The sequence below is a fragment of the Amycolatopsis rifamycinica genome (assembly GCF_000695625.1).
In the GTDB taxonomy this organism is placed as follows: domain Bacteria; phylum Actinomycetota; class Actinomycetes; order Mycobacteriales; family Pseudonocardiaceae; genus Amycolatopsis; species Amycolatopsis rifamycinica.
The window spans coordinates 31,816-58,078 of record NZ_JMQI01000058.1 but is presented as its reverse complement, the minus strand read 5'-3'; the positions used below and the strand labels follow the sequence as shown (position 1 = coordinate 58,078).

General features: G+C 72.4%; 25 protein-coding genes and 1 pseudogene. 21 read left to right on the top strand and 5 right to left on the bottom strand.

Annotated features, from left to right (window positions below):
• Nucleotides 1-10: 10 nt before the first annotated feature.
• On the bottom strand, nucleotides 11-1,078 hold the full coding sequence (locus tag DV20_RS27245) for an AAA family ATPase (protein ID WP_200876505.1): 1,068 nt from the start codon (nucleotides 1,076-1,078) through the stop codon (nucleotides 11-13).
• Nucleotides 1,079-1,350: 272 nt separating this feature from the next.
• Here DV20_RS27245 and DV20_RS27240 point away from each other — a divergent pair, with 272 nt between their 5' ends.
• The 18 genes from DV20_RS27240 to DV20_RS27155 all read left to right on the top strand — a co-directional run bounded on the left by DV20_RS27240 (nucleotide 1,351) and on the right by DV20_RS27155 (nucleotide 21,259).
• Nucleotides 1,351-1,701 (top strand): hypothetical protein, encoded by a 351-nt coding sequence (locus DV20_RS27240; protein ID WP_043785171.1) that lies wholly within the window; start codon nucleotides 1,351-1,353, stop codon nucleotides 1,699-1,701.
• On the top strand, nucleotides 1,694-2,254 hold the full coding sequence (locus DV20_RS27235) for a DUF3558 domain-containing protein (protein ID WP_235190974.1): 561 nt from the start codon (nucleotides 1,694-1,696) through the stop codon (nucleotides 2,252-2,254). Before DV20_RS27240 ends, DV20_RS27235 begins: the two co-directional genes overlap by 8 nt.
• A 13-nt stretch (nucleotides 2,255-2,267) precedes the next feature.
• Nucleotides 2,268-2,825 carry a PPE domain-containing protein gene (locus tag DV20_RS27230; protein WP_043785168.1) on the top strand — a complete coding sequence of 186 codons (558 nt, stop codon included), beginning with the start codon at nucleotides 2,268-2,270 and terminating at the stop codon, nucleotides 2,823-2,825.
• Entirely contained in the window at nucleotides 2,822-3,553 is a 732-nt protein-coding gene (locus tag DV20_RS27225; protein ID WP_043785165.1) for an ESX secretion-associated protein EspG, read from the top strand. The genes DV20_RS27230 and DV20_RS27225 overlap by 4 nt, the downstream gene beginning before the upstream one ends.
• A 583-nt stretch (nucleotides 3,554-4,136) precedes the next feature.
• The gene (gene mraZ, locus DV20_RS27220; RefSeq protein ID WP_043785321.1) at nucleotides 4,137-4,568 is read left to right on the top strand and encodes a division/cell wall cluster transcriptional repressor MraZ; all 432 of its coding nucleotides are present in this window, start codon (nucleotides 4,137-4,139) and stop codon (nucleotides 4,566-4,568) included.
• Nucleotides 4,569-4,784: 216 nt separating this feature from the next.
• On the top strand, nucleotides 4,785-5,738 hold the full coding sequence (gene rsmH, locus DV20_RS27215; RefSeq protein ID WP_043785159.1) for a 16S rRNA (cytosine(1402)-N(4))-methyltransferase RsmH: 954 nt from the start codon (nucleotides 4,785-4,787) through the stop codon (nucleotides 5,736-5,738).
• Nucleotides 5,735-6,466, top strand: coding sequence for a hypothetical protein (locus DV20_RS27210; protein WP_043785155.1), 732 nt, complete (start codon nucleotides 5,735-5,737; stop codon nucleotides 6,464-6,466). Before rsmH ends, DV20_RS27210 begins: the two co-directional genes overlap by 4 nt.
• Entirely contained in the window at nucleotides 6,466-8,391 is a 1,926-nt protein-coding gene (locus DV20_RS27205) for a peptidoglycan D,D-transpeptidase FtsI family protein (RefSeq protein WP_043785151.1), read from the top strand. The genes DV20_RS27210 and DV20_RS27205 overlap by 1 nt, the downstream gene beginning before the upstream one ends.
• Before the next feature lie 236 nt (nucleotides 8,392-8,627).
• Nucleotides 8,628-10,172 carry a UDP-N-acetylmuramoyl-L-alanyl-D-glutamate--2,6-diaminopimelate ligase gene (locus tag DV20_RS27200; RefSeq protein WP_084093691.1) on the top strand — a complete coding sequence of 515 codons (1,545 nt, stop codon included), beginning with the start codon at nucleotides 8,628-8,630 and terminating at the stop codon, nucleotides 10,170-10,172.
• Nucleotides 10,169-11,671, top strand: a complete 1,503-nt coding sequence (locus DV20_RS27195; RefSeq protein ID WP_043785147.1) for a UDP-N-acetylmuramoyl-tripeptide--D-alanyl-D-alanine ligase — start codon at nucleotides 10,169-10,171, stop codon at nucleotides 11,669-11,671. Before DV20_RS27200 ends, DV20_RS27195 begins: the two co-directional genes overlap by 4 nt.
• Nucleotides 11,668-12,750: a phospho-N-acetylmuramoyl-pentapeptide-transferase gene (gene mraY / locus DV20_RS27190; protein WP_043785144.1), complete on the top strand. Its 1,083-nt coding sequence runs from the start codon at nucleotides 11,668-11,670 to the stop codon at nucleotides 12,748-12,750. The genes DV20_RS27195 and mraY overlap by 4 nt, the downstream gene beginning before the upstream one ends.
• Before the next feature lies 1 nt (nucleotide 12,751).
• Complete coding sequence (gene murD / locus DV20_RS27185; RefSeq protein WP_043785141.1) at nucleotides 12,752-14,158, top strand: UDP-N-acetylmuramoyl-L-alanine--D-glutamate ligase; 1,407 nt, start codon at nucleotides 12,752-12,754, stop codon at nucleotides 14,156-14,158.
• Nucleotides 14,145-15,656 carry a putative lipid II flippase FtsW gene (gene ftsW, locus DV20_RS27180; protein WP_043785138.1) on the top strand — a complete coding sequence of 504 codons (1,512 nt, stop codon included), beginning with the start codon at nucleotides 14,145-14,147 and terminating at the stop codon, nucleotides 15,654-15,656. The genes murD and ftsW overlap by 14 nt, the downstream gene beginning before the upstream one ends.
• Nucleotides 15,653-16,777: an undecaprenyldiphospho-muramoylpentapeptide beta-N-acetylglucosaminyltransferase gene (gene murG, locus DV20_RS27175; RefSeq protein ID WP_043785136.1), complete on the top strand. Its 1,125-nt coding sequence runs from the start codon at nucleotides 15,653-15,655 to the stop codon at nucleotides 16,775-16,777. Before ftsW ends, murG begins: the two co-directional genes overlap by 4 nt.
• On the top strand, nucleotides 16,770-18,173 hold the full coding sequence (gene murC / locus DV20_RS27170) for a UDP-N-acetylmuramate--L-alanine ligase (RefSeq protein WP_043785134.1): 1,404 nt from the start codon (nucleotides 16,770-16,772) through the stop codon (nucleotides 18,171-18,173). The genes murG and murC overlap by 8 nt, the downstream gene beginning before the upstream one ends.
• 4 nt (nucleotides 18,174-18,177) lie before the next feature.
• Complete coding sequence (locus DV20_RS27165; RefSeq protein ID WP_043785131.1) at nucleotides 18,178-19,020, top strand: cell division protein FtsQ/DivIB; 843 nt, start codon at nucleotides 18,178-18,180, stop codon at nucleotides 19,018-19,020.
• Between the two features lie 73 nt (nucleotides 19,021-19,093).
• A complete protein-coding gene (locus DV20_RS27160) occupies nucleotides 19,094-19,924 on the top strand; it encodes an NAD(P)H-binding protein (RefSeq protein ID WP_043785318.1) in 831 nt (276 codons plus the stop codon).
• Between the two features lie 78 nt (nucleotides 19,925-20,002).
• Nucleotides 20,003-21,259: a vanadium-dependent haloperoxidase gene (locus DV20_RS27155; RefSeq protein ID WP_084093690.1), complete on the top strand. Its 1,257-nt coding sequence runs from the start codon at nucleotides 20,003-20,005 to the stop codon at nucleotides 21,257-21,259.
• On the opposite strand, the gene DV20_RS27150 is transcribed toward DV20_RS27155, so the two are convergent.
• Entirely contained in the window at nucleotides 21,238-22,101 is an 864-nt protein-coding gene (locus tag DV20_RS27150; RefSeq protein WP_043785128.1) for an NAD(P)-dependent oxidoreductase, read from the bottom strand. The two genes, DV20_RS27155 and DV20_RS27150, sit on opposite strands and share 22 nt — an antisense overlap.
• A gap of 55 nt (nucleotides 22,102-22,156) precedes the next feature.
• Between DV20_RS27150 and DV20_RS27145 the strand changes: the two genes are divergently transcribed.
• Complete coding sequence (locus DV20_RS27145) at nucleotides 22,157-22,501, top strand: MerR family transcriptional regulator (RefSeq protein ID WP_043785125.1); 345 nt, start codon at nucleotides 22,157-22,159, stop codon at nucleotides 22,499-22,501.
• Nucleotides 22,502-22,593: 92 nt separating this feature from the next.
• Here DV20_RS27145 and DV20_RS27140 read toward each other — a convergent pair whose 3' ends face one another.
• Together DV20_RS27140 and DV20_RS45620 are read right to left on the bottom strand one after the other, a co-directional pair.
• Nucleotides 22,594-23,670 carry a HesA/MoeB/ThiF family protein gene (locus tag DV20_RS27140; RefSeq protein WP_051736142.1) on the bottom strand — a complete coding sequence of 359 codons (1,077 nt, stop codon included), beginning with the start codon at nucleotides 23,668-23,670 and terminating at the stop codon, nucleotides 22,594-22,596.
• A 67-nt stretch (nucleotides 23,671-23,737) separates the two neighbouring features.
• A complete protein-coding gene (locus DV20_RS45620; protein ID WP_160169758.1) occupies nucleotides 23,738-23,911 on the bottom strand; it encodes a hypothetical protein in 174 nt (57 codons plus the stop codon).
• A 160-nt stretch (nucleotides 23,912-24,071) separates the two neighbouring features.
• On the opposite strand from DV20_RS45620, the pseudogene DV20_RS44295 reads away from it, so the two are divergent.
• Nucleotides 24,072-24,383: pseudogene (locus DV20_RS44295) on the top strand (integrase core domain-containing protein); the annotation flags it as partial.
• 10 nt (nucleotides 24,384-24,393) lie between these two features.
• On the opposite strand, the gene DV20_RS27135 reads toward DV20_RS44295, so the two are convergent.
• Entirely contained in the window at nucleotides 24,394-25,563 is a 1,170-nt protein-coding gene (locus tag DV20_RS27135) for an MFS transporter (RefSeq protein WP_043785123.1), read from the bottom strand.
• 81 nt (nucleotides 25,564-25,644) lie between these two features.
• Between DV20_RS27135 and DV20_RS27130 the strand changes: the two genes are divergently transcribed.
• Nucleotides 25,645-26,184, top strand: a complete 540-nt coding sequence (locus DV20_RS27130; RefSeq protein ID WP_043785121.1) for a CGNR zinc finger domain-containing protein — start codon at nucleotides 25,645-25,647, stop codon at nucleotides 26,182-26,184.
• Nucleotides 26,185-26,263: the final 79 nt, after the last annotated feature.

Sequence of the window (26,263 nt, the reverse complement as noted above, 5' to 3'; positions counted from 1 at the left end):
CGGCGGAAAGCTAGGGCCGGGTGCCCTGCGGCACCGGCACCCGGTGCAGCACCGCGCGCACGACGTCGGTGGCCGACCGGCGGGCCGCGTGGGCCTCGGTGGTCAGCACCAGGCGGTGCGCCAGGACCGGGACCGCCACCGTGTGGAGGTCGTCCGGCACGACGTAGTCACGGCCCGAGAGCGCGGCCTGGGCCCGCGCCGCGCGGACGAGGTGCAGCGTGGCCCGCGGGGACGCGCCGAGCCGGATCTCCGGGACGCCCCGGGTGGCCGCGACGACGTCGACGGCGTACCGGCGGACCTCCGGCGCGATGTGCACGCCGCGGACCGTCTCGATCAGCCGGTGCACGGTCACGCCGTCGGACACCGGCTGCAGGTCTTCGAGGGGGTTGTGGCCGGCGTGCTCGTCGACCATGGCCAGCTCGGCCTGCTGGTCGGGGTAGCCGATGGAGACGCGCGCGGTGAACCGGTCACGCTGGGCCTCGGGGAGGGCGTAGGTGCCTTCCATCTCGATCGGGTTCTGGGTCGCGATGACCATGAACGGCTGCTCGAGGCGGTAGGTCGAGGTGTCGACGGTGACCTGGTGCTCTTCCATGCACTCCAGCAGCGCCGACTGCGTCTTCGGCGAGGCGCGGTTGATCTCGTCGCCCACCACGATGTTCGCGAACACCGGGCCGGGGCGGAAGTCGAACTCGCCGGACTGGCGGTTGTAGATGGAGACGCCGGTGACGTCGCTCGGCAGCAGGTCCGGGGTGAACTGGATGCGGCTGACCGTGCAGTCGATCGACCGGGCCAGCGCCTTGGCCAGCGACGTCTTCCCGACGCCGGGCACGTCTTCGACCAGGAGGTGACCTTCGGCGAGCAGCGTGACCAGCGCGATCCGGATGACGTCGGGCTTGCCGACCAGCACGCGTTCGACGTTGGCGGCGATCCGTCGCGCGGTGTCGTGCAGCTCGTCCAGTGGCACTCTGCCGGGGTGGGCGTGGACCCGGCCGTTGCCCGAGGGCTCCGCCGGATAAGGCGGCCGCCCGGATGCCTGCTCGCCCGATCCGGGCGCGGCAGACTGGATTCTCGACGTCACTCGACCTCCTGGTGGCGCATGGCCGCGCGCATTGTGCGCACCGCCGGGCCGAACGGCCCCCTCGCTGCTGTCCGCGCGCAGCGACCAGCCTTCCACCCAGTGTGTCAAACCCGGGCGAACCGGGGGCTGGAACCCCGCGATGACACTGCGCAAGCAGCGACGATACCTCGAACGGGTGAGTATTCACCCGATTCTGGGTGCTCCCGCTGACACCCTGCTCTGTCGTATGCTGCGGTTCGAGGTCGCCCGGCTACGGAGAGGCGTAACCGCTTATGAGCGAGCTGCGAACCCAGCCGCCGTTCGACGTCCGTGGCTTCGCGGTCGCGCCCGAACTGGCCACGGACGCCTACGCGAAGCTCGGACGGCTGCAGGACGTCGTGGGCGAGATGGTCCGCGAAGCCAAGGTGCTCGGCCGGAGCGTGCCGCTGGGCGGGGGGTACGCCGGGGAGATCGGCGAGTTCATGGCGGAGTACGGCATCGGCGGGCAGGGCTCGGCGGTGCAGGAGCTGACGGCGTTCGGCAAGGAGCTCGAGACCCTCAAGGAGCGGATCGGCGAGGCGCTGGCGAAGTACCAGCACGCGGACGAGCAGGCGGCCGAAGGCGTGGACTGCACGGGTGGGTGAGCGGGTGAACGTGCGGGGCCGTGGAGTGGCGTGCGGGCTTCTCCTCTTCTCCCTTGCCGCGTGCGGGCAGCAGACCGTGGCGCCGGGCGCCGTCGGGCACACCTCCGCCCAGGCGACCGCTTCGGCCGTCCCGCCGCCGTCCGCTTCGCCGACCGGTCTCGCCGGGCTCGACCCGTGCACCCTGCTCTCCCCGCAGGACCGGTCGGCCGCCGGCGTCAACGTGCTGGGGAAGCCCAAGGACATCGCCGGGGCGCGGGCCTGCGACTGGACCGTGCCCGGCAACTTCGGCGTCACCGTCACCTTCGACGAGAAACACGGCTTGACCGACCTCGACGTCGCCAAGAAGAACGTCACCAAGACGACGGTCGGCCGCCACCCCGCGCTGAAGGTCGCCGACAAGAAGGCCGCCGACGGCACCTGTGCCGTCCTGCTCGGCATCGGCGACGGTGCCAGCGTCCAGATCGACGTCAGCAACACCGGCTTCTCGGACACCCCGCTCGCGTGCCGCCGCGCGGGCACGGTGGCCGGGCTCGTCGAACCCGAGCTGCCCTGACAGGAGGTGCGCCGTGCCCGAACCACCCGTGCCCACCGCGCGGTACGAGGCCTACAGCCACGAGGCGATGGCCGCGGAGGTCGAGCGCGGCAACGACCCCGTCGCCGCCGGGGAAGCCGGCGCGCGCTGGGACGGGCTGGCGAAACGGCTGCAGGAGTCCACCGCCGACGTCGCCGCACTGGTCGCCTCCTCGGACGAGCACTGGCGTGGCCAGGCGGGTGACGCGGCGCGGGCGGCGCTGGGCCGGGCCGCGAAGTGGCTTTCGCACTCCGCCGCCGTCTCGGCGTCGGTCGGCCGGGCGGTCGGGGCGCAGGCCGAGGTGGCCGCGCGGGCCAGGGCCGACATGCCGCCGCCGGTGACCTACGACCCGGCGTCGATGATCCGCGACGCCGCGTCCAGCGGGAACGTGCTCGTCCTCGCCGGGCTGGCCGGGGAGATGGCGGCCCGCCGCGCCGAAGCCGAGGCCGCGCGGCAGAAGGCCATCGACGTCCTGCGGACGCGGGACACCGCGCTGCGCGGGCACGTGCCCGCCGAGACCTTCCCCGTCCCGCCGGCGCTGGGGCGGGCTTGATCCGGGTTTCGGCGTCGGCGTTCGACATCCTCTGGACCGACCTCGGCCACGACCGCCCGCCGGAACCGCTGAGCGTCCGCAGCGTCGGGGTCACCGACGCCGAACGCGCCGAAGTGCGCGAGGCCGTCTACGAGAACCTGGCTTCGCGGGGCCTTTATGACGGGTCCCGGCTGGAGCCGGCTCTGGCCGCGCGGCTGGACCTGCTCGCGGACGCCGAGGTGTACGTCGCGTGCGAGGCGCTGGCGGACATGACGTCGGCGACACCGTTCCGCGCGGTGACGGCGGCCCGCGGCCGCCGCGGCGTCCTGGCGACCCAGCCGGAGCAGACGATCGGACTGGACTCGATCCGCGAAGGTGAGCTCGGCACGGCGATCGTCGACGTCCTGCCGGAGCTGTCGGCGGGCCCCGGCTACGGCATCAGCCTCCCGGCGTCGACCCTCTCGGGGGACTCGGACGCCGTGTCGGGAGCGACGTCGGCGCAGCTCGAGGAGGTCCGGGCCATCCAGGCGCGGCCGGTGTACGCGGCGGGGCAGTTCAGCGTGAGCCGCCGGTCGGCGTCGGGGCGGGTGGCGCGGGTGGGCGGGCTGACGTGGTTCGACACGGACGTCGGCGCGTACTGCGCGACGAAGACCGCGGGCCGGGGCGGGACGGAGTGGGTGACGGTCAGCCCGGTCGACAGCACCCGCCTCGCGGCACGGGTCACGGCGCTCCTCAGCCCGGAAGACTGAGCGCCGAGGGGCATCACGCGTGATTGGGGAGGCATCACGCGTGATTGGAGGGTCATCTCGCGTGATTGGAGGGGCATCGCGCGTGGTGGGACGGTCGGCTCGGACCGGCGGTGTGATGCCCCGCGGGTCACGGGTGATGCCGCGCGGGTCACGGGTGATGCCCCGTGGGTCACGGGTGGTGATGCCTGGCTGGGCACGCGGGTCGCGCCGAGGTTCGCCGGGCTCCCCACTGGGCCCCACCCTGGCTCCCCACTGGGGCCCACCTTGGCTCCCCACTTTGACCCACCGGGGGACTTGGAGGGGGTGGAGGGTTCTTTCGCGGCCGTTATGCGGACGCGTGGGGAACAGCTGAGGTTGCTCCGGGTCCCTGCGTGGGGGATCTTGGCCACCGTCCCCCACCACAGCCCCCACCAGGCCCCACCCTGCTGACCTGCGCAAACGGAACACTCGACGGAGTGGTCTGCCCGTTTGTCGCGTTGACTGTGGTGAAAAGTGGGGTACGGTGGTGGCCAGTGGGGCGGAAGGGAAGCCCCGTGGCCGTCCGGGGTGGTTCGCCACCGTGGACGGTAGGGAGGTGGAGGCCGTGTTCCTCGGCACCCACACCCCGAAGCTGGACGACAAGGGGCGGCTCGCGCTGCCCGCGAAGTTCCGTGACGCCTTGGCGGGTGGGCTGATGGTCACCAAGGGGCAGGACCACTGCCTCTTCATCTTCCCCCGCGCCGAATTCGAGCAGATGGCGCGCAAGGTCGCCGAGGCCCCGTTCACGAACGAGGCGGTTCGGGCCTACCAGCGCTACCTGTTCGCCGGCACGGACGAGCAACGCCCGGACGGGCAGGGGCGCATCACCATCGCGCCCGAGCTCCGACGGTACGCAGGACTCAGCAAGGAGTGCGTGGTGATCGGGGCGATCACCAGGCTGGAGATCTGGGACGCCCAAGCGTGGCAGGCGTACCTGGAGGAGCACGAAGACAGCTACGCGAAGGCTCGAGAGGAAGTACTGCCGGGCGTCTTCTAGACGTGCGGTCGCGGTGCACCTTCGTCGTCGGGGGACGAAGAGGTTCGCCGCCCGCGCGTTCGGGGGACGCCCACCCGGATGCCGTGAGGCCTCTGTCCGCTCAACAGCCCTGGTGCACCTTCCCCGGTACCAGGTCGGCAGCGGGCGGACAGGGACCTGACGGCATCCGCCATATTTCCCCCGGGCCGCCCAGGCGAGAGAGGGGGAGGGAACACCATGACGGCACCCGAGCACGTCCCGGTACTGCTGGCGCGCATCGTCGAGCTGTTCACCCCCGTGTTCGCCGACCGCGACGGCGTCCTCGTCGACGCCACGGTCGGCCTCGGCGGGCATTCCGACGCCCTCCTGGAAGCCTTTCCGCGGCTGCGTCTCGTCGCGCTGGACCGCGATCCCGCCGCGCTCGAGAAGTCGAAGGAGCGCCTGGCCCGCCACGGCGACCGGGTCGATCTGGTGCACACCGTCTACGACGGGCTCCCGGAGGCCCTCGCAAGCGTGGGCGTCGCCAAGGCCGACGGCATCCTGTTCGACCTCGGCGTCTCGTCGATGCAGCTGGACCGCGCCGAACGCGGGTTCGCCTACTCGAAGGACTCGCCGCTGGACATGCGGATGGACCCGACCACCGGGTTCACCGCCGCCGACGTGCTCAACACCTACGCGCCCGGCGAGCTCGTCCGCATCCTGCGGGACTACGGCGAAGAGCGCTTCGCGCAGCGCATCGTCAAGGCGATCGTGGCCGCCCGCGAAAAGGAGCCGTTCACCAACAGCGGGCGGCTGGTCGAGCTGCTCTACGACGCCGTCCCGGCCGCCACCCGCCGCACCGGCGGGCACCCGGCCAAGCGGACGTTCCAAGCCCTGCGGATCGAGGTCAACGGCGAGCTCGAAGTGCTCCGCCGGGCCATGCCGGCGGCGCTGGGCGCCCTGAAGGTCGGCGGCCGGATCGTCGTCGAGTCCTACCAGTCCCTGGAGGATCGGCTGGTCAAGCAAGCGCTGGCCGAGCTCGCGAAGTCCCGCACCCCGGAAGGGCTCCCGGTGGAGCTGCCGGGGCACGGACCGGAGCTGAAACTCCTCACGCGCGGCGCCGAGAAGGCCGGCGAAGAGGAGATCGAACGGAACCCGCGCGCCGCCTCGGTGCGGCTGCGGGCCGCTGAGAGGATCGGAGAGCCGCGATGACCGCTCCCGCGAAGTCCTCCCGCCGCCGGGCCGCGCCGGCGACGGGGGGTCGCACCGAGGCCGACCGCACCTCGACGGACACCGTCGAGCCGGGCCGGCAGCCGACGCAGACCCCGTCCCGGCGCGGGTCGCGCGGCCGCACGTCCGCGGCCGAGCGCGCCTACGCGCGCCGCGCCCAGCGCGCCGACCTGCTCAAGGAGCGCGACGCGCGCCCGGAGCCGAAGGTCCGGCCCGCCGAGACGGCGGAGAAGCCGAAGTTCGAGCTCAAGCTGCTGCTGCCGAAGTCGCGCGCGTCGTTCGTGCTGATGATGATGGCGCTGCTGGCCGCCGGCGTGGCGACCACGCTGTGGCTGACCACGCAGGCGATCGCCGACTCCTACCGGCTCGAGCAGCTGCGCACCACCAACGCGAACCTGGCCGAGCAGAAGGAACAGCTGCAGCGCGACGTCGCCAAGGCCGAGTCGCCCGCTTCGCTGGCCCCCGCGGCCCAGCAGCTGGGCATGGTGCCCGGCGGCGACCCGGCGCGGATCGTCGTCGGCCCCGACGGGAAGACCTCGCTCGTCGGCGAGCCCAAGAAGGCCAAGGCGGACGCGCCCGTCGTGCCGGCCGCACCGCCCGCCGCGCCCGCCGCGGGCACGCAGTCGCAGCAGGGCGCGCCGATCGAGGGCGACCAGCCCGCCGTGCCCGCCGAGGAGCAGCCGCCGGCCCAGCCCGGAGGCGGCCAGTGATGGCTTCCGGCCGCAGCCAGGTCCGCGCCCGCGCGGCGGGCAGCGCCCGGCGGACGTACGCCGCGGGCACCCGCAGCGCGGCCGCGCGCCGCGCCAACGGCGGGCACCGCAGCCGGTTCTCCGTCGTGCGCCTGCTGCTGGTCGCCGTGCTGATCGTCGCCGGCGTGAAACTGGTGCAGGTGCAGTGGTTCGACGCCGCCGCGCTCTCGGCCGCGGCCGAGCGGCAGCGCACCCAGACCATCGACATCCCCGCCCAGCGCGGGTCCATTGTGGACCGCAACGGCGCGAAGCTGGCGTTCAGCGTCGAGGTGCGCACGCTCTCGGTGAACCTCAAGGCACTGCGCAAGAGCATGGACGACTTCGCCGCCAAGAACCCCGGCACGACGAAGACGTTCGACTCCGAGACCGCCGCGGCCGCGAAGTACATCGCGGGCAAGCTGCCGAACGTGCTCACCGAGCAGCAGCTGCTCGACCTGTTCCACAAGCAGGCGTCCTTCACCTACCTGGTGAACAACGTCGAGCCGTCCATCGCCGCCGACATCGTGAAGCACTTCGCGTGGATCGGCGTCGAGAAGCGCGCGCTGCGCGAATACCCGGGCGGCAACCTGGCGTCGAACATCGTCGGCGCCGCGAACTGGCGCTCCGACGACTCGGACGTTTCCAAGCACAACCTGCACGGCCTGGTCGGGCTGGAGCTGCTGCGCGACAACGATCTGGCGGGCACGCCGGGCCGGATGATGGTCAACACGAAGAACGGCAGCGACAACGTCGTCATCCCGGGCACCGAACGCGACCTGCAGGCCGCCGTCCCTGGCTCGGACCTCGAGCTGACCATCGACTCCGACCTGCAGTACGAGGTGCAGCGCCAGCTGGCCGACTACGTCCAGCAGTCGCACGCCAAGGGCGGCCAGGCCGTCGTCATGGACGCCAAGACCGGCGAGGTCTACGCGCTGGCCAACGACAAGACGTTCGACCCCAACGACCAGAGCCACTGGACCACCGACGACCTGGCCAACCCGGCGGTCACCACGCCGTTCGAGCCCGGGTCGGTCAACAAGCTCGTCACCGCCACCGGGGCGATCGACTACGGCATCGCGACGCCGGAGTCGACGATCGACGTGCCGGGCGCGCTGCAGGTGGCCGACAAGACGGTGCACGACGCCTGGACCCACGGCACCCAGAAGTTCACCACCACCGGCATTTTCGCCAAGTCCTCCAACATCGGCACCCTGCTGCTGGCGCAGCAGATCGGCGAGGAGCGCTACGCCAACCTGCTCAAGTCGTTCGGGCTCGGCCAGCGCACGGGGGTCGGCCTGCCCGGCGAGAGCGCGGGCGTGGTGCCCGCGCGCAGCCAGTGGTCGGCGACGACGTTCGGCAACCTGCCGATCGGCCAGGGCCTGTCGATGACCATCCTGCAGATGGCCGGGATGTACCAGGCGATCGCCAACGACGGCCTGCGCGTCGAGCCCCGGATCGTCAAGGCCAAGGTGAACCCGGACGGCACGACCGTGCCCGAGCCGGCCCCGAAGTCGGTCCGGGTGGTCAGCCCGCAGACGGCCAAGACGGTGCGCGACATGATGCGCGCGGTCGCCCAGAACGGCAAGGGCCTGCAGAAGGGCACCGCGCCGACGGCGGCGGTCGAGGGCTACCAGATCTCCGGGAAAACCGGCACCGGCCAGCAGGTCGACCCGCGGACGAGGGCCTACAGCGACCACCTGTACAACATCACCTTCGCCGGCATCCTGCCCGCCGACCACCCGCGGTTCGTCGTCGGGATCCGGCTGGACGCGCCGGACACGACGCTGCCGGTGGGGCACTCCGCCGCGCCGCTGTTCCACACCATCGCGTCGTACGTGACGCAGCGGTACCAGATTCCGTTGTCGGACGGGCCCTCGCCGGAGGTTCCGCTCATCATCACCCCGTAGGGCAGGCACTGTCCGTTAAAGCCCCCTCACCGGGTGAGGGGGCTTCGGCGCGTGAACGTCCACATCGGCCGAGAACCTCGAAACCGTTGCGGGGCAACGGGGTCCAGAGCGCCGTCTACCACATGTACCCGGCTCGCACGCAATCGCCGTACCGCGTGCGGGCGCCCCAACCGGCCGCCGGTAGCCTCTTGGCCGTGTCCGTGTCCTCGTCCAGTTCCCAGGTGCCGGAAAGCCCGGTGAAAGCGGTCCCCGCGCCGCCCCGCCCGGCGCGCATCGACCCGGTCCCGCTGGCGACGCTGCTCGCCAGGGCGGACGCCCGCCTCATCGCCGAGAGCCCCGACGCCGCCGAGCTCACCGTCACCGGCACCACGCTGCGCGCGCAGCACGTGCTGCCCGGTGACCTCTTCGCCGCGCTCCCGGGCGCCCGCGCCCACGGTGCCGACTTCAGCGACCAGGCCGTCGCCGCCGGTGCCGTCGCGGTGCTCACCGACGCCGAAGGCGCCGAGCGGCCCGCCCTGCGCGACGCCGGTGTCCCGATCCTCGTGCACCCGGACCCGCGCGCCGCGCTCGGCGAGATCGCCGCCTGGATCTACGGCGAGCCCTCGCTGAAGCTGTCGGTGCTCGGCGTCACCGGCACCTCCGGCAAGACCACGACGTCCTACCTGGTCGACGCCGGCCTGCAGGCCGCGGGCCTGACCACCGGCCTGATCGGCACGGTGGAGACCCGGATCGCCGGCGAACGCCTGGTCAGCGGGTTCACCACGCCCGAGGCGCCGGACCTGCAGGCGCTGCTCGCGGTGATGCTCGAACGCGGCGTCACGCACGTGCCGATGGAGGTCTCCAGCCACGCGCTCGCGCTGGGCCGCGTCAACGGCACCCGGTTCGCGGTCGGCGCCTTCACCAACCTCTCCCAGGACCACCTGGACTTCCACAAGGACATGCAGGAGTACTTCGCCGCGAAGTCCCTGCTGTTCGACGGCCGCTCGACGCACGAGGTCGTCGTGGTCGACAGCGCGTGGGGCCAGGCCCTGCTCACGCCGCAGACGATCACGGTCACCACCGACCCGGGTACCGACGCCGTGTGGAAGGCCACGGACCTGGAGACCACCCCGCAGGGTGAGCAGACGTTCACCCTGCACGGCCCGGACGGCGTCCGCGCCGCGGCCCGGATCCCCCTGCCCGGCGAGTTCAACGTCGCCAACGCCGTGCTCGCCGCCGCGATCCTCGGCACCGCGGGGGTGGGTCTCGAGCACATCGTCTCCGGGCTCGCCCAGGTCCAGGTGCCGGGCCGGATGGAGCGCGTCTACGTCGGCCAGGAGTTCACCGCCGTCGTCGACTACGCCCACAAGCCCGCCGCGGTCGCCCAGGGCCTGGACGCGCTGCGGGCCCGCACCGAGGGCCGGATCATCACCGTCCTCGGCTGCGGCGGCGACCGGGACACCGCCAAGCGCCCGATGATGGGCGAGGCCGCGGCCCGCCGCAGCGAAGTCCTGATCGTCACCGACGACAACCCGCGCTCCGAAGACCCGGCGGCCATCCGCGCCGCCATGCTGGCCGGCGCCCGCGCGGTCGGCCCCGCCGAGGGCGGCGAGGTCATCGAGATCGGCGACCGCCGCGAGGCCATCGCGCACGCCGTCTCGCTCGCCGAGCCGGGCGACATCGTCTTCCTCGCCGGCAAGGGGCACGAGTCCGGCCAGGAGGCCGGCGGTGTCGTGCACCCGTTCTCCGACCGCGACGAGCTGGCCGCGGCCATCCGCAACAAACTCGAGGTGAGTGTGTGATCGTGCTCAGCCTGGCCGAGATCGCCGACGTCGTCGGCGGCCGGCTGCACCGCGCCGAGCCGGGCGCGCAGGTGACCGGCACCGTGGAGTTCGACACCCGGAAGCTCACGCCCGGCGGCCTGTTCGTCGCGCTGCCGGGGGAGAAGGTCGACGGCCACGACTTCGCCGCGCAGGCCGTCGAGGCCGGCGCCGTGGCCGTGCTGGCCGCCCGCGAAGTCGACGCGCCGGCGATCGTCGTCCCGCCGCTGCCCGCCGGCGAGGCCCACGAGCGGTCGGTCGCGCTGACCGGCGACAAGGACGGCTCCGGCGCCGCGGTGCTGGCCGCGCTGGCCAAGCTGGCCCGGCACGTCGTGCAGCGCCTCGCCGAGGGCGAGCTGACCGTCGTCGGGGTCACCGGCTCCTCCGGCAAGACCTCGACCAAGGACGTCATCGCGCAGCTGCTCGAGCCGCTCGGCCCGACGATCGCGCCGCCCGGGTCGTTCAACAACGAGCTCGGCCACCCCTGGACGGCGCTGCGGGCCGACGCGGAGACCCGGCACCTGGTGCTGGAGCTGTCCGCGCGGGGCCCGGGGCACATCGCGCACCTCGCCGAGATCGCGCCGCCGAAGATCGGCGTCGTGCTCAACGTCGGCAGCGCGCACGTCGGCGAGTTCGGCTCGCGCGAAGGCATCGCGAAGACCAAGGGCGAGCTCGTCGAAGCCCTGCCCGAGGACGGCGTCGCGGTGCTGAACCTCGACGATCCGCTGGTCGCGGCGATGGCGAGCCGGACGAAGGCCCGTGTGGTGTTCGTCGGCGAAAGCCCGTCCGCCCAGGTCCGCGCGGAGAACATCACCGTCGACGAGCAGGCCCGCGCGTCCTTCCGGCTGATCACGCCGTCCGGCGAGGCCGACGTCCGGCTGCCGCTGCACGGCGAGCACCACGTCGGCAACGCGCTGTCCGCCGCGGCGGTCGCGCTGGAGCTCGGGGTGAGCCCGGCGGACATCGCCGCCCGGCTCTCGGCCCTCGAACGGCGGTCCGCCCGCCGCATGGAGGTCGTCACCCGGCCCGACGGCGTGACGATCCTCAACGACTCCTTCAACGCCAACCCCGAGTCGATGCGGGCCGGCCTGAAGGCCCTCGCCGCGATGACGCGGGAGACCGGCCGCCGGTCCTGGGCCGTGCTCGGCGTGATGGGCGAGCTCGGTGCGGACTCGGTCAACGCCCACGACGAGATCGGCCGGCTCGTCGTCCGGCTCAACATCGCCAAGCTCGTGGTCATCGGGCCCGAGGCGGCGGCCATGCACCAGGGTGCGTTCCAGGAGGGTTCCTGGGGCGAGGAATCCACTTTGGTACCCGACGTCGAGGCCGCGATCGCCCTGCTGCATGATCAGCTCCGCCCCGGGGACGTGGTGCTGGTCAAGGCCTCCAAGGCCGCCGGCCTCTGGCGGGTCGCCGAGGCCCTGCTCGAACCCCGGGAAACCGACAACTCCGAGAATCGCTCGAACGGTGGTGACGCGTGATCAGCATCCTGATCGCGGCCGCGGCGGGCCTGCTGATCTCCATCCTGCTCACGCCCTACCTGATCCGGGTCTTCTCCCGGCAGGGCTTCGGCCAGGAGATCCGCGAGGAAGGCCCCCAGGGACACAAGTCCAAGCGCGGTACCCCGACCATGGGCGGTGTCGCGATCATCATCGCGATGGTCGTCGGGTACTTCGCCGCGCACCTGATCAACTGGATGTTCAACTCCCGCAGCGGCGCGCCGACGGCCTCCGGGCTGCTCGTCCTGATGCTCGCGGTGGGCCTGGGGATCGTCGGCTTCCTCGACGACTTCATCAAGATCCGCAAGCAGCGGAACCTGGGGCTGAACAAGACCGCGAAGCTGGTCGGGCAGCTCGTGGTCACCATCGCCTTCGCGGTGCTGGTGCTGAACTTCCCGAACGAGCACGGCATCACGCCGGCGTCGGAGAGCCTCTCCTACGTCCGTGACCTCGCGCTGATCACCTTCCCGTCGGTCATCTTCGTGATCTTCTGCTACATCGTGATCTCGGGCTGGTCGAACGCGGTGAACTTCACCGACGGCCTCGACGGCCTGGCCGGCGGCGCGGCGGCGATGGTGCTGGCCACCTACGTGGTGATCTCGTTCTGGCAGGAACGGCTCTCCTGCGCCAACGCGCCGGCCGCCGCCTGCTACGACGTCCGCGACCCGCTGGACCTGGCCGTGGTCGCCGCCGCGGCGACCGGCGCCTGCGTCGGGTTCCTCTGGTGGAACGCGGCCCCGGCGAAGATCTTCATGGGCGACACCGGCTCGCTGGCCCTCGGCGGCCTGGTCGCCGGCCTGTCCATGACCACCCGCACCGAGCTGCTCGCCATCGTCATCGGCGGCCTGTTCATGGTCGAGATGATCTCGGTGGTCGCGCAGATCGCGGTGTTCCGGACGACCCGGCGGCGGCTGTTCCGGATGGCGCCGTTCCACCACCACTTCGAGCTCGCCGGCTGGGCGGAAACCACGGTGATCATCCGGTTCTGGCTGCTCTCGGCGATCTGCTGCATGTTCGGCCTCGGCCTGTTCTACAGCGAGCAGCTAGGCCTCGGCGGCTGACATGGATGTCGCTGGTCGTCACGTTCTCGTCGCCGGGGCCGGGGTCACCGGCAAGTCGGTGGTGCCGGCGCTGGTCGAGCTGGGCGCGCGCGTCACCGTCACCGACGGCAACGCCGAGCGCCTGGCCGAGCTGGACGGCCTCGGCGCCGAGCTGGTGCCGGGGCTGACCGAGCCGCCGTCCGACGCCGTCCTGGTCGTCACCAGCCCGGGCTGGCGGCCGACGTCACCGCTGCTCGTGGCGGCCGCCGAGGCGGGGGTCGAGGTCATCGGCGACGTCGAGCTGGCCTGGCGCGTCGGGCAGCTGCGGGAGCACCCACCGGCGTGGCTGGTGGTCACCGGCACCAACGGCAAGACGACCACCGCCGGCATGCTCGAATCCATCCTCAAGGCCGCCGGCAGCAACGCCGTGGCCTGCGGGAACATCGGCTACGCGGCGCTCGACGCGGTGCAGGCCGGGTACGACGTGCTGGCCGTGGAGCTGTCGAGCTTCCAGCTGCACTGGTCCTCGACGCTGGCCCCAGACGCGGCCGTGGTGCTGAACCTGGCCGAGGACCACATCGACTGGCACGGCTCGATGGACTCCTACGCGGCCGCCAAGGGCCGGGTCTACGCCCGCGCCAAGGTCGCCGTGCACAACGCCGACGACGACTGGTCCACCCGGATCGCCGCCGAGCACGCCCCGGAAGGCGCCCGTCGCGTCGGCTTCCAGCTCGACACCCCGCGCGCCGGGGAATTCGGCGTGGTCGAGGACCTGCTGGTCGACCGGGCCTTCGTCGCCGACCCGGACAACAGCGCCGAGGCGCTGGCCACCCTCGCCGACGTCCGCCCCGCGGGCCCGCACAACGTCGCCAACGCCCTCGCCGCGGCCGCGCTCGCCCGCGCGCACGGCGTCTCGCCGGACGCCGTGGCGAAGGGCCTGCGCGAGTACCAGCCGGCGCCGCACCGGGCCGTCGAGGTCGCCGAGGTGGCCGGGGTGCGGTACATCAACGACTCGAAGGCGACCAACCCGCACGCGGCCGCCGGGTCCCTGCGCGCCCACGCGAGCATCGTGTGGATCGCCGGGGGCCAGCTCAAGGGCGCGTCGGTCGACGAGCTGGTGAGCAGCATCGCGGGCCGCCTTCGCGGAGTCGTGCTACTCGGTGTCGATTCACCCGTGATCGCCGCCGCGGTTGCGCGACACGCGCCGGATGTCCCGGTGAACAGCCTCCGTCCGGGTGACGATGAACCCATGACTGCGGCGGTGAGTGCGGCCAGCGCGATGGCCCGGCCCGGTGACGTGGTGCTGCTGGCACCCGCCGCGGCGTCGTTGGACATGTTCTCGAGCTACGGCGAGCGCGGCGACGCGTTCGCCGCGGCCGTGCGTGTCCTTCGCGACGACGCAGCGGGGGAACCGAGTGACGACAGCTGAAAACAAGCCCGCACCGCCGCCGAAGCGGCCGCGCCGCGAGCGCAAGGAGAGCGGCTTCGTCGCCGTCCGGACCGCGCTGACCGCGTGGCTCTCGCGGCCGCTGGCGTCGTTCCACCTCGTGCTCGCCCTCACCGGCGTGCTCACCGTCATCGGCATCGTCATGGTGCTCTCGGCGTCTTCGGTGGCCTCCTACAACCCGAAGACCGGCAGCGGCGTGTACTCGCTGTTCGTCAAGCACCTCGTCTTCGTCGCGCTCGGCTCGGTCGTGTTCTGGCTGGGCCTGCGGGTCAAGCTGGAGCGGATCCGGCGGATGTCGGCCACCGCGACGGTGATCTGCCTCGGCCTGCTGGTGCTCGTGCTCACCCCGCTCGGCTCGGAGGTCAACGGCTCGCAGGGCTGGTTCAAGATCGGCGAATTCACCTTCCAGCCGGTCGAAGCGGCGAAGGTCGCGCTGGCCTTCTGGGGCGCCCACATCCTGGTGATCAAGTACAACGTGATCCACCAGTGGCGGCACCTGCTGGTGCCGGTGGTGCCGATCGCGCTGCTGATGTTCGCCCTGGTCATGCTGCAGCCCGACCTCGGCGGCACGGTCACCCTGGCCGTGGTGCTGCTGGCGCTGCTGTGGTTCGCCGGCGCCCCGAAACGGCTCTTCGGCGTCATCCTCGCCGGCGGCCTGGCCGGCGTGCTCGTGCTCGCCGTCATCGCGCCCTACCGGCTCGCCCGGGTCTTGTCGTTCCTCTCGCCGGACGCCGACGTCAGCGCCGAGGGCTTCCAGGCCAACCAGGCCAAGCTCGCGCTGGCCGACGGCGGGTTGCTGGGCAAGGGCCTCGGCCAGGGCACCTCCAACTGGGGCTACCTGCCGAACGTGCAGAACGACTTCATCTTCGCCCTGATCGGCGAGGAGCTCGGCCTGATCGGCTGTGTCGTCGTGCTCGCCCTGTTCGGCGGGGTCGCCGTCGTCGGGCTGCGGATCGCCACCCGCAACATCGACCCGTGGATCCGGATCGTCTCCGGCACGCTGACGGTGTTCCTCGTCGCCCAGGCCGGCATCAACATCGGCTACGTCGTCGGCCTGCTGCCGGTCACCGGCGTCACGCTGCCGCTGATCTCCTACGGCGGGACGTCGCTGGTGATCACCATGCTCATCATGGGGGTGCTCGCGAACGCCGCCCGGCACGAACCGGAGGCGGTGGCCGCACTGCGCACACAGGGGCCGGGTAAATTCGGGCGTCTGCTGCGGCTGCCCGCGCCCGACCCGTACCGCCCGCCCGCCACGCGCAAGGCGGCGGCGCGGAGTGGGGCGAAGGCGGCCCGGCCGGCGCCCCGTGCGGCCCGGCCCGCCCCGGCACAGGAACGACGCAGGTCGGTCCGCGAACCGGTGCGCCGCAGCGCGGCACGGACGAGCACGGCCCGCACGAGCACGTCTCGCGGCGGGGCCGCGCGGACAACAGCGAGCCGTGGTACCCGGAGTACCGCGAACCGGAGAGGTCATAGGTGAGTAAGCCCGTCAAGGGAACCGAGCGAGCCGCCACGGGCAAGGCGCCCGTGGTCGTGGTCGCCGGGGGTGGCACCGCAGGACACATCGAACCGGCCCTCGCCCTGGCCGACGCCGTCATGCGGCTGCGCCCGGACGCGAAGGTCGTCGCGCTCGGCACCGAGCGCGGCCTGGAGAACAAGCTCGTCCCGGCCCGCGGCTACCCGCTCGAGCTGATCCCGCCGGTGCCGCTGCCGCGCAAGCCGACGCCGGAGCTGATCCGGCTGCCGCTGAAGGTCCGCGACTCGGTCCGCAAGACCCGCGAGGTCCTCGACCGGGTGGGCGCGGACGTCGTCGTCGGCTTCGGCGGCTACGTCGCCCTGCCCGCCTACCTGGCCGCGCGCGGGCGCGTCCCGATCGTCGTGCACGAGGCCAACAAGTCGGCCGGCCTGGCGAACAAGGTCGGGGCGCGGTTCGCCGCGCGGGTCGCGGTCGCCGTCCCGGGGACGCCGCTGCCGAACGCCGAGGTCGTCGGGATCCCGCTGCGGCGGTCGATCACCGCGCTGGACCGGGCCGCGCTGCGGGCCGAGGCGCGCGAGTTCTTCGGCCTCGATCCGGACGCGCCGACGCTGCTGGTGTTCGGCGGTTCGCAGGGCGCGCAGTCGATCAACTCGGCCGTGTCCGGCGCGGCGAAGGACCTGGCCGACGCCGGCGTCGGCGTCCTCCACGCGCACGGGCCGAAGAACACGCTGGTCGTGCAGGAGTTCCCGGGCAAGCCGGCGTACGTGCCGGTGCCGTACCTGGAGCGGATGGACCTGGCCTACGCCGCGGCCGACGTCGCGATCTGCCGCTCGGGCGCGATGACCGTCGCCGAGGTGACCTCGGTCGGGCTGCCCGCGGTGTTCGTCCCGCTGCCGATCGGCAACGGCGAGCAGGCCACCAACGCCCGTCCGGCGGTCGACGCCGGGGCCGCGCTGATGGTCGACGACGCCGACCTCAGCCCGGCGAAGGTCGCCGAGCTCGTCGTCCCGCTGGTCACCGACGCCGACCGCGTCGCGAAGATGGGCGCGGCGGCGGTCGGCATGGGCCACCGCGAAGCCGACGAGACCCTCGCCCGCATCGTTCTGGAGGCCGCTCGTGGTTGAATCGGCACAGCTTGAGTTGCCCGCAGAACTGCGCCGGGCGCACCTGATCGGGATCGGCGGGGCCGGGATGTCCGGCATCGCCCGGATCCTGCTGGCCCGGGGCGCTTTCGTGTCGGGCTCGGACGCCAAGGAGTCGCGCGCGCTGCTGTCGCTGCGGGCCCAGGGCGCCGAGCTGTTCGTCGGCCAGGCGGCCGCAAACATTTCCGCGCTGTCCGAGCCGCCGTCGGCCGTGGTCGTCTCGACGGCGATCAAGGAGACCAACCCCGAGCTGGCCGCCGCGCGCGCGGCGGGCATCCCGGTGCTGCACCGGGCGCAGGCCCTGGCCGGGCTGATGGAAGGCCACCGCGTCGCCTGCATCGCGGGCACGCACGGCAAGACGTCGACGACGTCGATGCTCACCGTGGCGCTGCAGCACTGCCGGCTGGACCCGTCGTTCGCCATCGGCGGCGACCTCAACGAGTCCGGGGCCAACGCCCACCACGGCGAAGGCGGCGTGTTCGTCGCCGAGGCCGACGAGAGCGACGGCTCGTTCCTGACCTACTCGCCGTCGGTCGCGGTCGTGACGAACGTCGAGCCGGACCACCTGGACCACCACGGCACGGCCGAGGCGTACACGAAGGTCTTCACCGAGTTCGTCAGCCGGATCGTGCCGGGCGGCCTGCTCATCGTCTGCGCCGACGATCCTGCGGCCGACGAGCTGGGCCAGCAGGCCGCCGACCTGGGTGTCCGGGTCCGCCGCTACGGCCGCACGGGCACCGACGCGCGGGTCCTGGACTACGCGCCGGCCCCGGACGGCGGGGTCGTGCGGCTCGAGCTGGGCGGCACCGAGGTTTCCGTGCGCGTCGCCGTGCCGGGCGAGCACATGGCGCTCAACGCGGTCGCGGCCCTGCTGGCCGGGATCGAGCTCGGGGCGCCGGTCGACGGCATGGTCGCGGGGCTCGCGGCGTTCGGCGGGGTGCGGCGGCGGTTCGAGTTCAAGGGCCGGGCCGGCGACGTCCGCGTCTACGACGACTACGCCCACCACCCGACCGAGGTGGCCGCGCAGCTGCGCGCGGTGCGGACGGCGGCCGGGTCCGGCCGGGTGATCGTGGTGTTCCAGCCGCACCTGTACTCGCGGACCAAGACGTTCTCGGCCGAGTTCGCTTCCGCGTTGTCGCTGGCCGACGAGGTCGTCGTGCTGGACGTCTACGGCGCGCGCGAGGAGCCCGAGCCGGGCGTCACCGGTGCGCTGATCGCCGACCGGGTGACCGCGTCGGTGCACTACGAGCCGGCGTTCGACGTCGCCGCGCCGCTGGTGGCCGGGCTGGCCAAGCCGGGCGACCTCGTGGTGACCATGGGGGCGGGGGACGTGACGCAGCTGGGCCCGGAGATCCTCGCCGAGCTGGACAAGCGCTGAGGCCATGAGTCCGACCAGGGAACGCCGCCGTCCGCCCTCCTCGGAAGAGGACGTCCCGGATCGCGCTGCCCTGGCGCGGCAGCGGCGGGGGCGGCGCTCCGAGGAGGAGCGCCGCCGGACCCGCGCCGCGCGTCCTTCGCCGCGGAACCGGCCCAACCGGCCCAACCGGCAGGTGGAGATCCGCCGCCGGTGGGTCGCGCTGCTTTCGGTGCTCACCGTGGTGGCCCTGGTCTACCTGCTGTTCTTCAGCTCGATGCTCGGCGCGCAGGAGGTCGCGGTCAGCGGGTCCCGCACGGTGCCCGCCGACCAGATCCGCACGGTGGCGGCGGTCCCGGCGGACAAGCCGATGCTGCGGCTGAGCACCGACGAGATCCGCGACCGGGTGGCGGCGATGCCGGGCATCGCGACGGTCGAGGTGTCGCGCTCGTGGCCGAACACCGTCGAGATCACGGTGACCGAGCGGACGGCGATCGCGTTCTTCGACAGCGGCCCGGGCGGCGACGGCGTCCACCTGGTCGACGGCGGCGGCGTGGTGTTCAAGACGGTCTCGGCCCGGCCGCCGGGCCTGCCGGAGCTCAAGCTGCCGAAGGTGTCGGCGGACGACCCGGTGACCCGCGCGGTGACCGCGGTGCTCGGGGTGATCCCGGAGCAGCTCCTCAAGCAGGTCACGACGGCGACGGCGAAGACGCCGGCGAGTGTGGAGTTCACGCTGGCCAACGGCAAGATCGTCCGCTGGGGAACGGCGGAGCAGACCGACCGCAAGGCCAAGGTCCTGGCCGCCCTGCTGACCCAGGACGGCAAGGTCTACGACGTCGCGGCCCCGGAACTGCCGACCATCTCCTCCTGAGAGTCATCATGTGCGCCGGGGCTCTCGTATGCCGTACGATCTCGTATGGCGTACGAGAATGAGGAGGGTGCTCATGACGATCCTGGTGACGGGTGCGACCGGCAGTGCCGGCCGGCTGGTGGTCGACGAACTCGTCGCGGCGGGGGTGCCCGTGCGGGCGCTGACCGTCGACCCGGAACGCGCGCGGCTGCCGGCCGGGGCCGAGGTGGTCGTCGGGTCGCTGGCGAGGCCGTCGACGCTGCCGGCGGCGCTCAAGGGCGTCTCGGCGGTGTACCTCGCCCCGATGGCGCGGACCGTGCGGCGGTTCTGCGAGCTGGCTTCCGACGCCGGTGTCGAGCGGGTCGTCGCGTTGTCGGGCAGCAGTGTCGGGGACGAGCACGAGGGGTCCAGCGGCCACGAGTACGCCGCCGTCGAAGCGGCCGTCCGGGAGGCGGGTTTCGCCTGGACCTTTCTGCGGCCGGGTGCGTTCATGAACAACACGCTCGACTGGGCGCCCATGGTCCGGGCGGGCGAGGTGGCGATGGCCTACGGCGACGCGACGCAAACACCCATCGACCTCGGCGACATCGCCGCCGTGGCCGCCCGGGTCCTGCGATCGGACGGGCACCTCGGAGCGACGTACGTCCTCAGTGGACCCGAAGCGATCAGCCTGCGGGGGCAGGTCGAAACCCTGGGATCCGTGCTGGGCAGGGAGATCCGGTTCCGCGAGCTGAGCCCGGCGGAGCAGCGCGCGCGGTGGATCGGTTTCGGCATCCCGGAAGAGGCCGTCGGCTGGCTGCTCGAAGGCTTCGCGGAAACGCTGCGATCCCCGCAGGTGCCGACCGGTGTCGTGGAGGAACTGCTCGGCCGGCCGGGAACGACGTACGCCGAATGGGTGGAGGCGAACCGGGCAGTCTTCGCCTGAGGGGATTGCCCCCGCGGACCGGCTGGCGATACGTTGCGTGGCAGTGTCGATGCGAAACGCATATCCGTGGGGTTGACGATGGTCAAGGCACGCTGCGCGGCGGTTCTCGCGGCGCTCATCCTGGCAACGCCGTTCGCGCCACCGGAGGCGGCCGGCGCGAACGCGGCACCGAACGCGGTCGTGGTCTGGGACCTCAACGCGCAGACCGCCATCTGGGACGTCGCGCACCAGGCGCCGCCGCAGGTCGCCGGACGCGGGTTCGCGATGGTCAGCGGCGCGGTCTACGACGCGGTGAACGCGATCGAAGGTACCCCGTACGAGCCCTACCTCGTCGCTCCGCGGGCCACCGGCCGGGAGTCGGCGGACGCCGCCGTCGGCACGGCCGCCTACCGCGTGCTGGACGCGATTTTCCCGGAACAACGGGAAAGGCTGCGCGTCCAGTACGACGAGTGGCTCGCCGGCCTGCCGGACGGACCGGCGAAGCGCGGCGGCGTCCGGGTCGGCGCCGAGGCGGCCGCCGCGATGGTCACCGCACGGCAGGGCGACGGCGCCTTCGACCCCCGGCTCTGGACCGTCGGTACCGAGCCGGGGCAGTACCGCCCCACCCCGCCGGCTTTCGAAAACAGCGGCGCGTGGGTCGGTTTCCTGAAGCCGTTCGCCGTCCCGGACGCGACGATGTTCCGGACGCCGGGGCCGCCGTCGGTCACGAGCCGCGCCTACGCCCGCGATTTCGCCGAGGTCAAGCGGCTCGGCTCGGCGACGAGCACCGCCCGCACCGCGGACCAGACCGAGGCGGCGCTCTGGTGGCACGACCGGCGGTCCGTGAGCTGGGGGATGAAACGCGACCTCGCGCTCACCCAGCGGCTCGGCGTGCTGGAAACCGCGCGCCTGTACGCACTCGCGGACTTCGCCGGCACGGACGGCGCCATCGCCTGCGCGAACGACAAGGAGTTCTGGCACTTCTGGCGGCCGGTCACGGCCATCCGGTTCGCCGGCACCGACGGGAACCCGGCCACCGAGCCCGATCCCGGGTGGACCCCGCTGGTGGTCACCCCGCCGAACCCGGACTACCCGTCCGGCCACACCTGCCGGACCGCCGCGCAAATGACGGCGTACGCACACTTCTTCGGCCGGGACAACGTTTCCTTCAGCGCGTCCAGCGTCGACAGCGGCACCACCCGGCACTTCGGCAGCTTCTCGCAGGCGACCGCCGAGGTGGTCGGCGCCCGCATCTGGGCCGGCATCCACTTCCGCTCCGCGGACGTGGACGGCACGACGCTCGGCACGGGCGTGGGCGAGTACATCACGAAGCACTACTTCCGGCCGCGCCGGTGAGCCGGCGGTAGTGCGGCGAGCCTGCCGAAGCCGTCGGCGCCGTACCCGGCGTCGAGGGCGCGCTGCACTTCGGCCCGGGCGGCGGACAGCACGCCGTTGTCGAGGTGCTTCGCCCGGATGGCGGCGAGGACGTGGTCCATCGTGGCGGCGGTGGCTTCGAGGGTGCCCGCGTCGCCCGGGTAGCGACCGGACGCCACCTGGCCGGCGAGGAAGTCGATCATGTCAGGGAAGAAGCCGAGCAGCGTCTTGGCGTGCCCGGCGAGGTCGGTGGCGTCGATGTTCTCGGCCTTGGCGAGGGTGAACATGTGGACGACGCCGCTCATCGAGGTCCAGAGCATGTCCTGCAGCGACGCGTCGAACGCGGCGGCCCGGCCGGGGTCTTCGCCGAGGTGGCTCGTGGTCCCGCCGAGCGCCGCGAGCGTGCCGCGGTGCTCCGCCCAGGTGTGGGCCGGACCGCTGGCGAAGAGGGTGGCGTCCGGGCCGCAGATGGCGTCGGTCGTCGCCACGAGCACGCCGTCGAGGTAGCCGATCCCGTGGTCCGCGGCCCAGGAAGCCAGCTCGCGGGCTTGGGCCGGTGAGCCGCCGGTGACGTTCAGCAGGGTGCGGCCGCGGAGGGCTCCGGCGTCGAGAACCGCGCGTACCGCGGCGTAATCCCGTACACACACCACGACGAGCGGGCTGGCGGCCACCGCCTCGGCGGCCGTCCCGGCGACGGCCGCGTCGAGGCCGGTTTCCTTGCCGGGACTGCGGTTCCACACGGTGGTCGGGTGGCCGGCGGCGATGAACGCGGCGGCGAGGGCGCGGCCCATGGGGCCGAGTCCGAGGACGGTCACGGAGGTCATGGCGGCTAAGTGAGAACCTGACGTCGACGTCAGAGTCAAGTCCCGGGGGGTGGGGATGCGGATCGGGGAGCTGGCCCGGCGGACGGGTGTCAGCCAACGCGCACTGCGCTACTACGAGCACCAGGGCCTGCTGACACCGGACCGGCGGCCGAGCGGCTACCGCGTCTACGGCGAGACCGACGTGGCCGCGGTGCGGCGAATCAGGATCCTGCTCGCGGCCGGGTTGTCCACCGCGCAGATCGGGGAAGTCCTGCCGTGCCTCGTCGACGACGACGGCCGGCTGTCGCCCAGCTGCCCGGAGCTCGTCGACGCCCTGCGGCAGCAGCGGAGCCGGCTCGACGCGGCGATCGGTGAGCTGGAAACCACCCGCGCCAACCTCGACACGATCATCGGCGCGTAGTGGGCGGGGCCCCGGTTGTCCCGGTCCTGGTGCCTCGTCAAGGAACGTTGACGTTGTAACCGTGCGCTCGACCTCGCCACCGGGCAGATGTTCTACCGGTGTGTCGCGCAGCAGTCCGCGCGGGCCGTGAACTCGTCGGTTCTCGTCTCCAGGGTGCGTAGGGCGACGCTGAACCGACGCCCCAGCAGCGTCGGTTCGGCGTATCCGGTCGCGAAGGCCATGAGGTCGTTCACCGCGAGCCCCGCCATCGTGGACAAGGAGGGCGCGCTCTGCCAGTTCTCGGTCCGCCGCAGCGGTGTCACGCTCAGCTGGGCCTTGCGCAGCTCCGACGTCGTCGTGCTCGGCCCCCACCACAACGACCGGAGCTGTGGCCGCACACATCGGAAGCACGGTCCGGTGCCATCGTTCGGGTAGAGCGGTCCGACGGTGACGTCGAACGGATCCCCCGCCACCTCCAGCACGGGGATTCGCGACCGCCTCGCCACTTCGTGGACCATCTCCCCGGTCGTGCCGGGGACGAAATGCGCGTCGTTGGTCCAGCACAGGCAAATCAGTGTCGTGTCCCGCAGCAGTCGTTCGACTTGGGCACGGTCGGGACCGACGAACTCCGGCACTCCCTCGACGGCGACGTGAGGGTTGATCCGTCTCAGTGCGTCGCGTGCCGCCGTCACCTTGAGCTCGCCGACGGCGGAGGTGTCGTAGAGCACCTGCCGGCCGAGGTTGGACAGCTCGACCCGGTCACCGTCGACCAGACGCAACGTGCCGAAGCCGGTCAGTGCGAGGTTCAGCGCCAGCCACGATCCCCAGCCGCCCATGCCGAGCAGACACACCCGTTGGGCACGCAGGCGTTCCTGGTAGGCGAATCCCGGCAGCGAATCCCGTTCGTACGCGGAGAACTGGAGCAGCTGGCGGTCATACCGCTCCAGTTCGACCGCGCTCAACGAGGACTCGGCGGCCCCGTCGTCCAGCAACCCCGCCCCGGCCAGCTGCCCGACGAGCCGGCGCACCTGCTCTTCGTCGGCCGGCAGCTCGTCGGCCAGCTGCGCTGTCGTGCGCGTGCCGTCGAGGAGCAACAGCAAGTCGACAAAGGCCTGCGGCGCATCACGCACCACATAGGAGTTACGAGCGAGCTTGCCGATGACAACGTCACCGGCCGCGGTGCGGGTCACCGGATGCGAAGGCTTGAGCCTGGGCTTCTCCAAGCCCACGGACGAGGTCCCCCCCGGCCGCGTCCGGTCAGGCGTCCCGCTGTTCGCCCGCGACGACCGGCCAGTCGTAGATGCCCTGGTCGGCGACCAGGGCGGTGCGCTCCGGCACGGACTCGAGCACGAGCGGAACGTCCCACATGCCCTGGTCGGCGGCTGCGGCGATGCGGTTGGTGAGTGGTTCCAGCACGATTGCGTCGATCATGATGTCCTCCCCAGTTGATCCGAAGCCGACGATACACGCCACGACACACCTCGCCCATCAGGCGAACGTGCCGGCCTCCTCGCCGAGGCGCTAGATGTGATGTCCAGGGACGTTGTCCTGAGTTGAGGTGACCCGTGACGGCCTGTCGTGCCTCGACCGGTTCGTCGGCCGCGGCGTCACCGTCGAGCGTGTGCTCTCGGACAACGGCTCGGCCTACCGCTCTCACGCCTGGCGTGAGGCTTGCGCCGAGCTGGGGATCGTCCCGAAACGAACCCGGACTGACCGGCCGCAGACCAACGGGAAAATCGAACGGTTCCACCGCACCCTGGCCGAGGGCTGGGCTTATGCCCGCTTCTACGACTCTGAACACCGACGCCGGAGTGCGCTACCGGGGTGGCTGCACTTCTACAATCACCACCGTCCCCACAGCTCAACCGGCGGCAAGCCGCCGGTCACCCGGCTGACCTCCCTGGACATCACAGCTAGACGCGCGTGCGGGTCATCCCGGCCAGGCCGAGCAGCGGGAGCACGCCCGCGAACACGACGACCGCCGTCCAGCCGCCGAGGTGGTAGGCGATCGAGCCGGCCTGGGAGCCGATGGCGCCGCCGATGAAGAACGTGCCCAGGTAGACGCTGTTGATGCGGGCGCGAGCTGACGGGTCGAGCTGGTAGATCGTGTGCTGGCCGACCACCAAGGTGGCCTGCACGGCCGTGTCGACGGCGATCGCCGCGATCGCCAGCAGGATGACGCTGTGCGCGCCCAGTCCGGCGAGCGCGAAGGCGGCGGCACACAGCACGAACGCGCCCGCGGTCAGCCGGCGGCCGTGGCCGTGGTCGGCCCAGCGGCCGGCCAGCGGGGCCACCGCGGCGCCGGCCGCGCCCGCCAGCGCGAACAGGCCCACGCCCAGCTGGGAGTAGTTGAACGGCGGTGCGGTGAGGACGAACGCGATGGTCGTCCAGAACGCGCTGAACGCCCCGAACATCGCCGACTGGTAGAGGGCGCGGTGCCGCAGCGGGGGGTGTTTGCGCGCCATCGCGAGGGTGGAGCGGAGCAGCTCGCCGTAGCGGACGTCGGTCTTGGGGGCGCGGCGCGGCAGGATGAACCGCAGCACCAGGGCGAGCGCGGCCATCGCGCCGGCCGAGATCAGGAACACGACGCGCCAGCTCGTCACCTCGGCGAGCAGGCTGGCGACCACGCGGGACAGCAGGATCCCGAACAGCAGCCCGCTGACGACCCGCCCGACGATCCGGCCGCGGATGGCGTCGGGGGACAGGTCGGCGGCGAACGGGATGAGGATCTGCACGACGACCGACGTCGCCCCGACGGCCAGCGAAGCGATGAGCAGGACGGCGAACCCGGGGGCGACGCCGGTGACGACCAGGCCGGCGCAGGCGACCGCGAGCAGCGTCGCGACCAGGCCGCGGTTCTCGAGCCGGTCGCCGAGCGGGACGAGCAGCAGCATGCCGGCGGCGTACCCGATCTGGGTCGCGGTGACCACCCCGCCGGCGGCGGCCTCGCCGACGCCGAAGGTCTGCCGCAGCTCGGCGAGCAGCGGCTGGGCGTAGTAGAGGTTGGCGACAGTCAGTCCGCAGGAGACGGCCAGCAGCAGCACGAGCCAGCCGGGCGGGGCCTTCTGCTCGGTTTCGGTCATGCGCGCGCCCCCAGGTTCGGAACCGGTTTGATCGGTTCCAGACGGTACCAGTCAAACCGGTTCCGGCGTACTGTGACCCGTATGACGGACAGATTCCGCGCGGGAGCGGGCCGCCTGTGCCTCGACTTCGTCCGGACGCTCCGGTACCGGGGAACCCCGTCGGAGACCGAGGAGCTGCCGGACGCGCCGGCGTGGGGCGCGTGGATCGATCAGTTCGGCCCGTTCGCCACCCCGGTCCGGCCGTCGCCGGCCGAGGAGGCCCGCGCGGTCCGCGAGGCGATCCACGAGCTGCTGACCGCTTCGGTGCGCCCGCCGGTCCGGCAGCGGCTGAACCGGGTCGCGGCGCTGGCGGTGCCCGCGCCTTCGCTGACCGCGTCGGGTGAACTGCGCTGGCAGGCCGCGGATCCCGCGTCGGCGATGCTGGCGTTGCTGGCCCGGGACGCGCTGGAGCTGGTGACGTCGCCGGAGTTCGCGAAGGTCCGGCGGTGCGAAGGCACCCGGTGCGGGGCGCTGTTCCTGGACACGTCCCGGCCGGGGACGCGGCGGTGGTGCTCGATGGGGGTGTGCGGGAACCAGGCCAAGAAGTCGACTTATCGAGCCAAGGCCGCCACCGGGACCTAGCCACGGCGAGGTCGCCCGAAAACCGGCTGGGGCCGTTCCGTCCACTGTGGACGCGCTCGTGGGTGCAACAGCGCAGCTG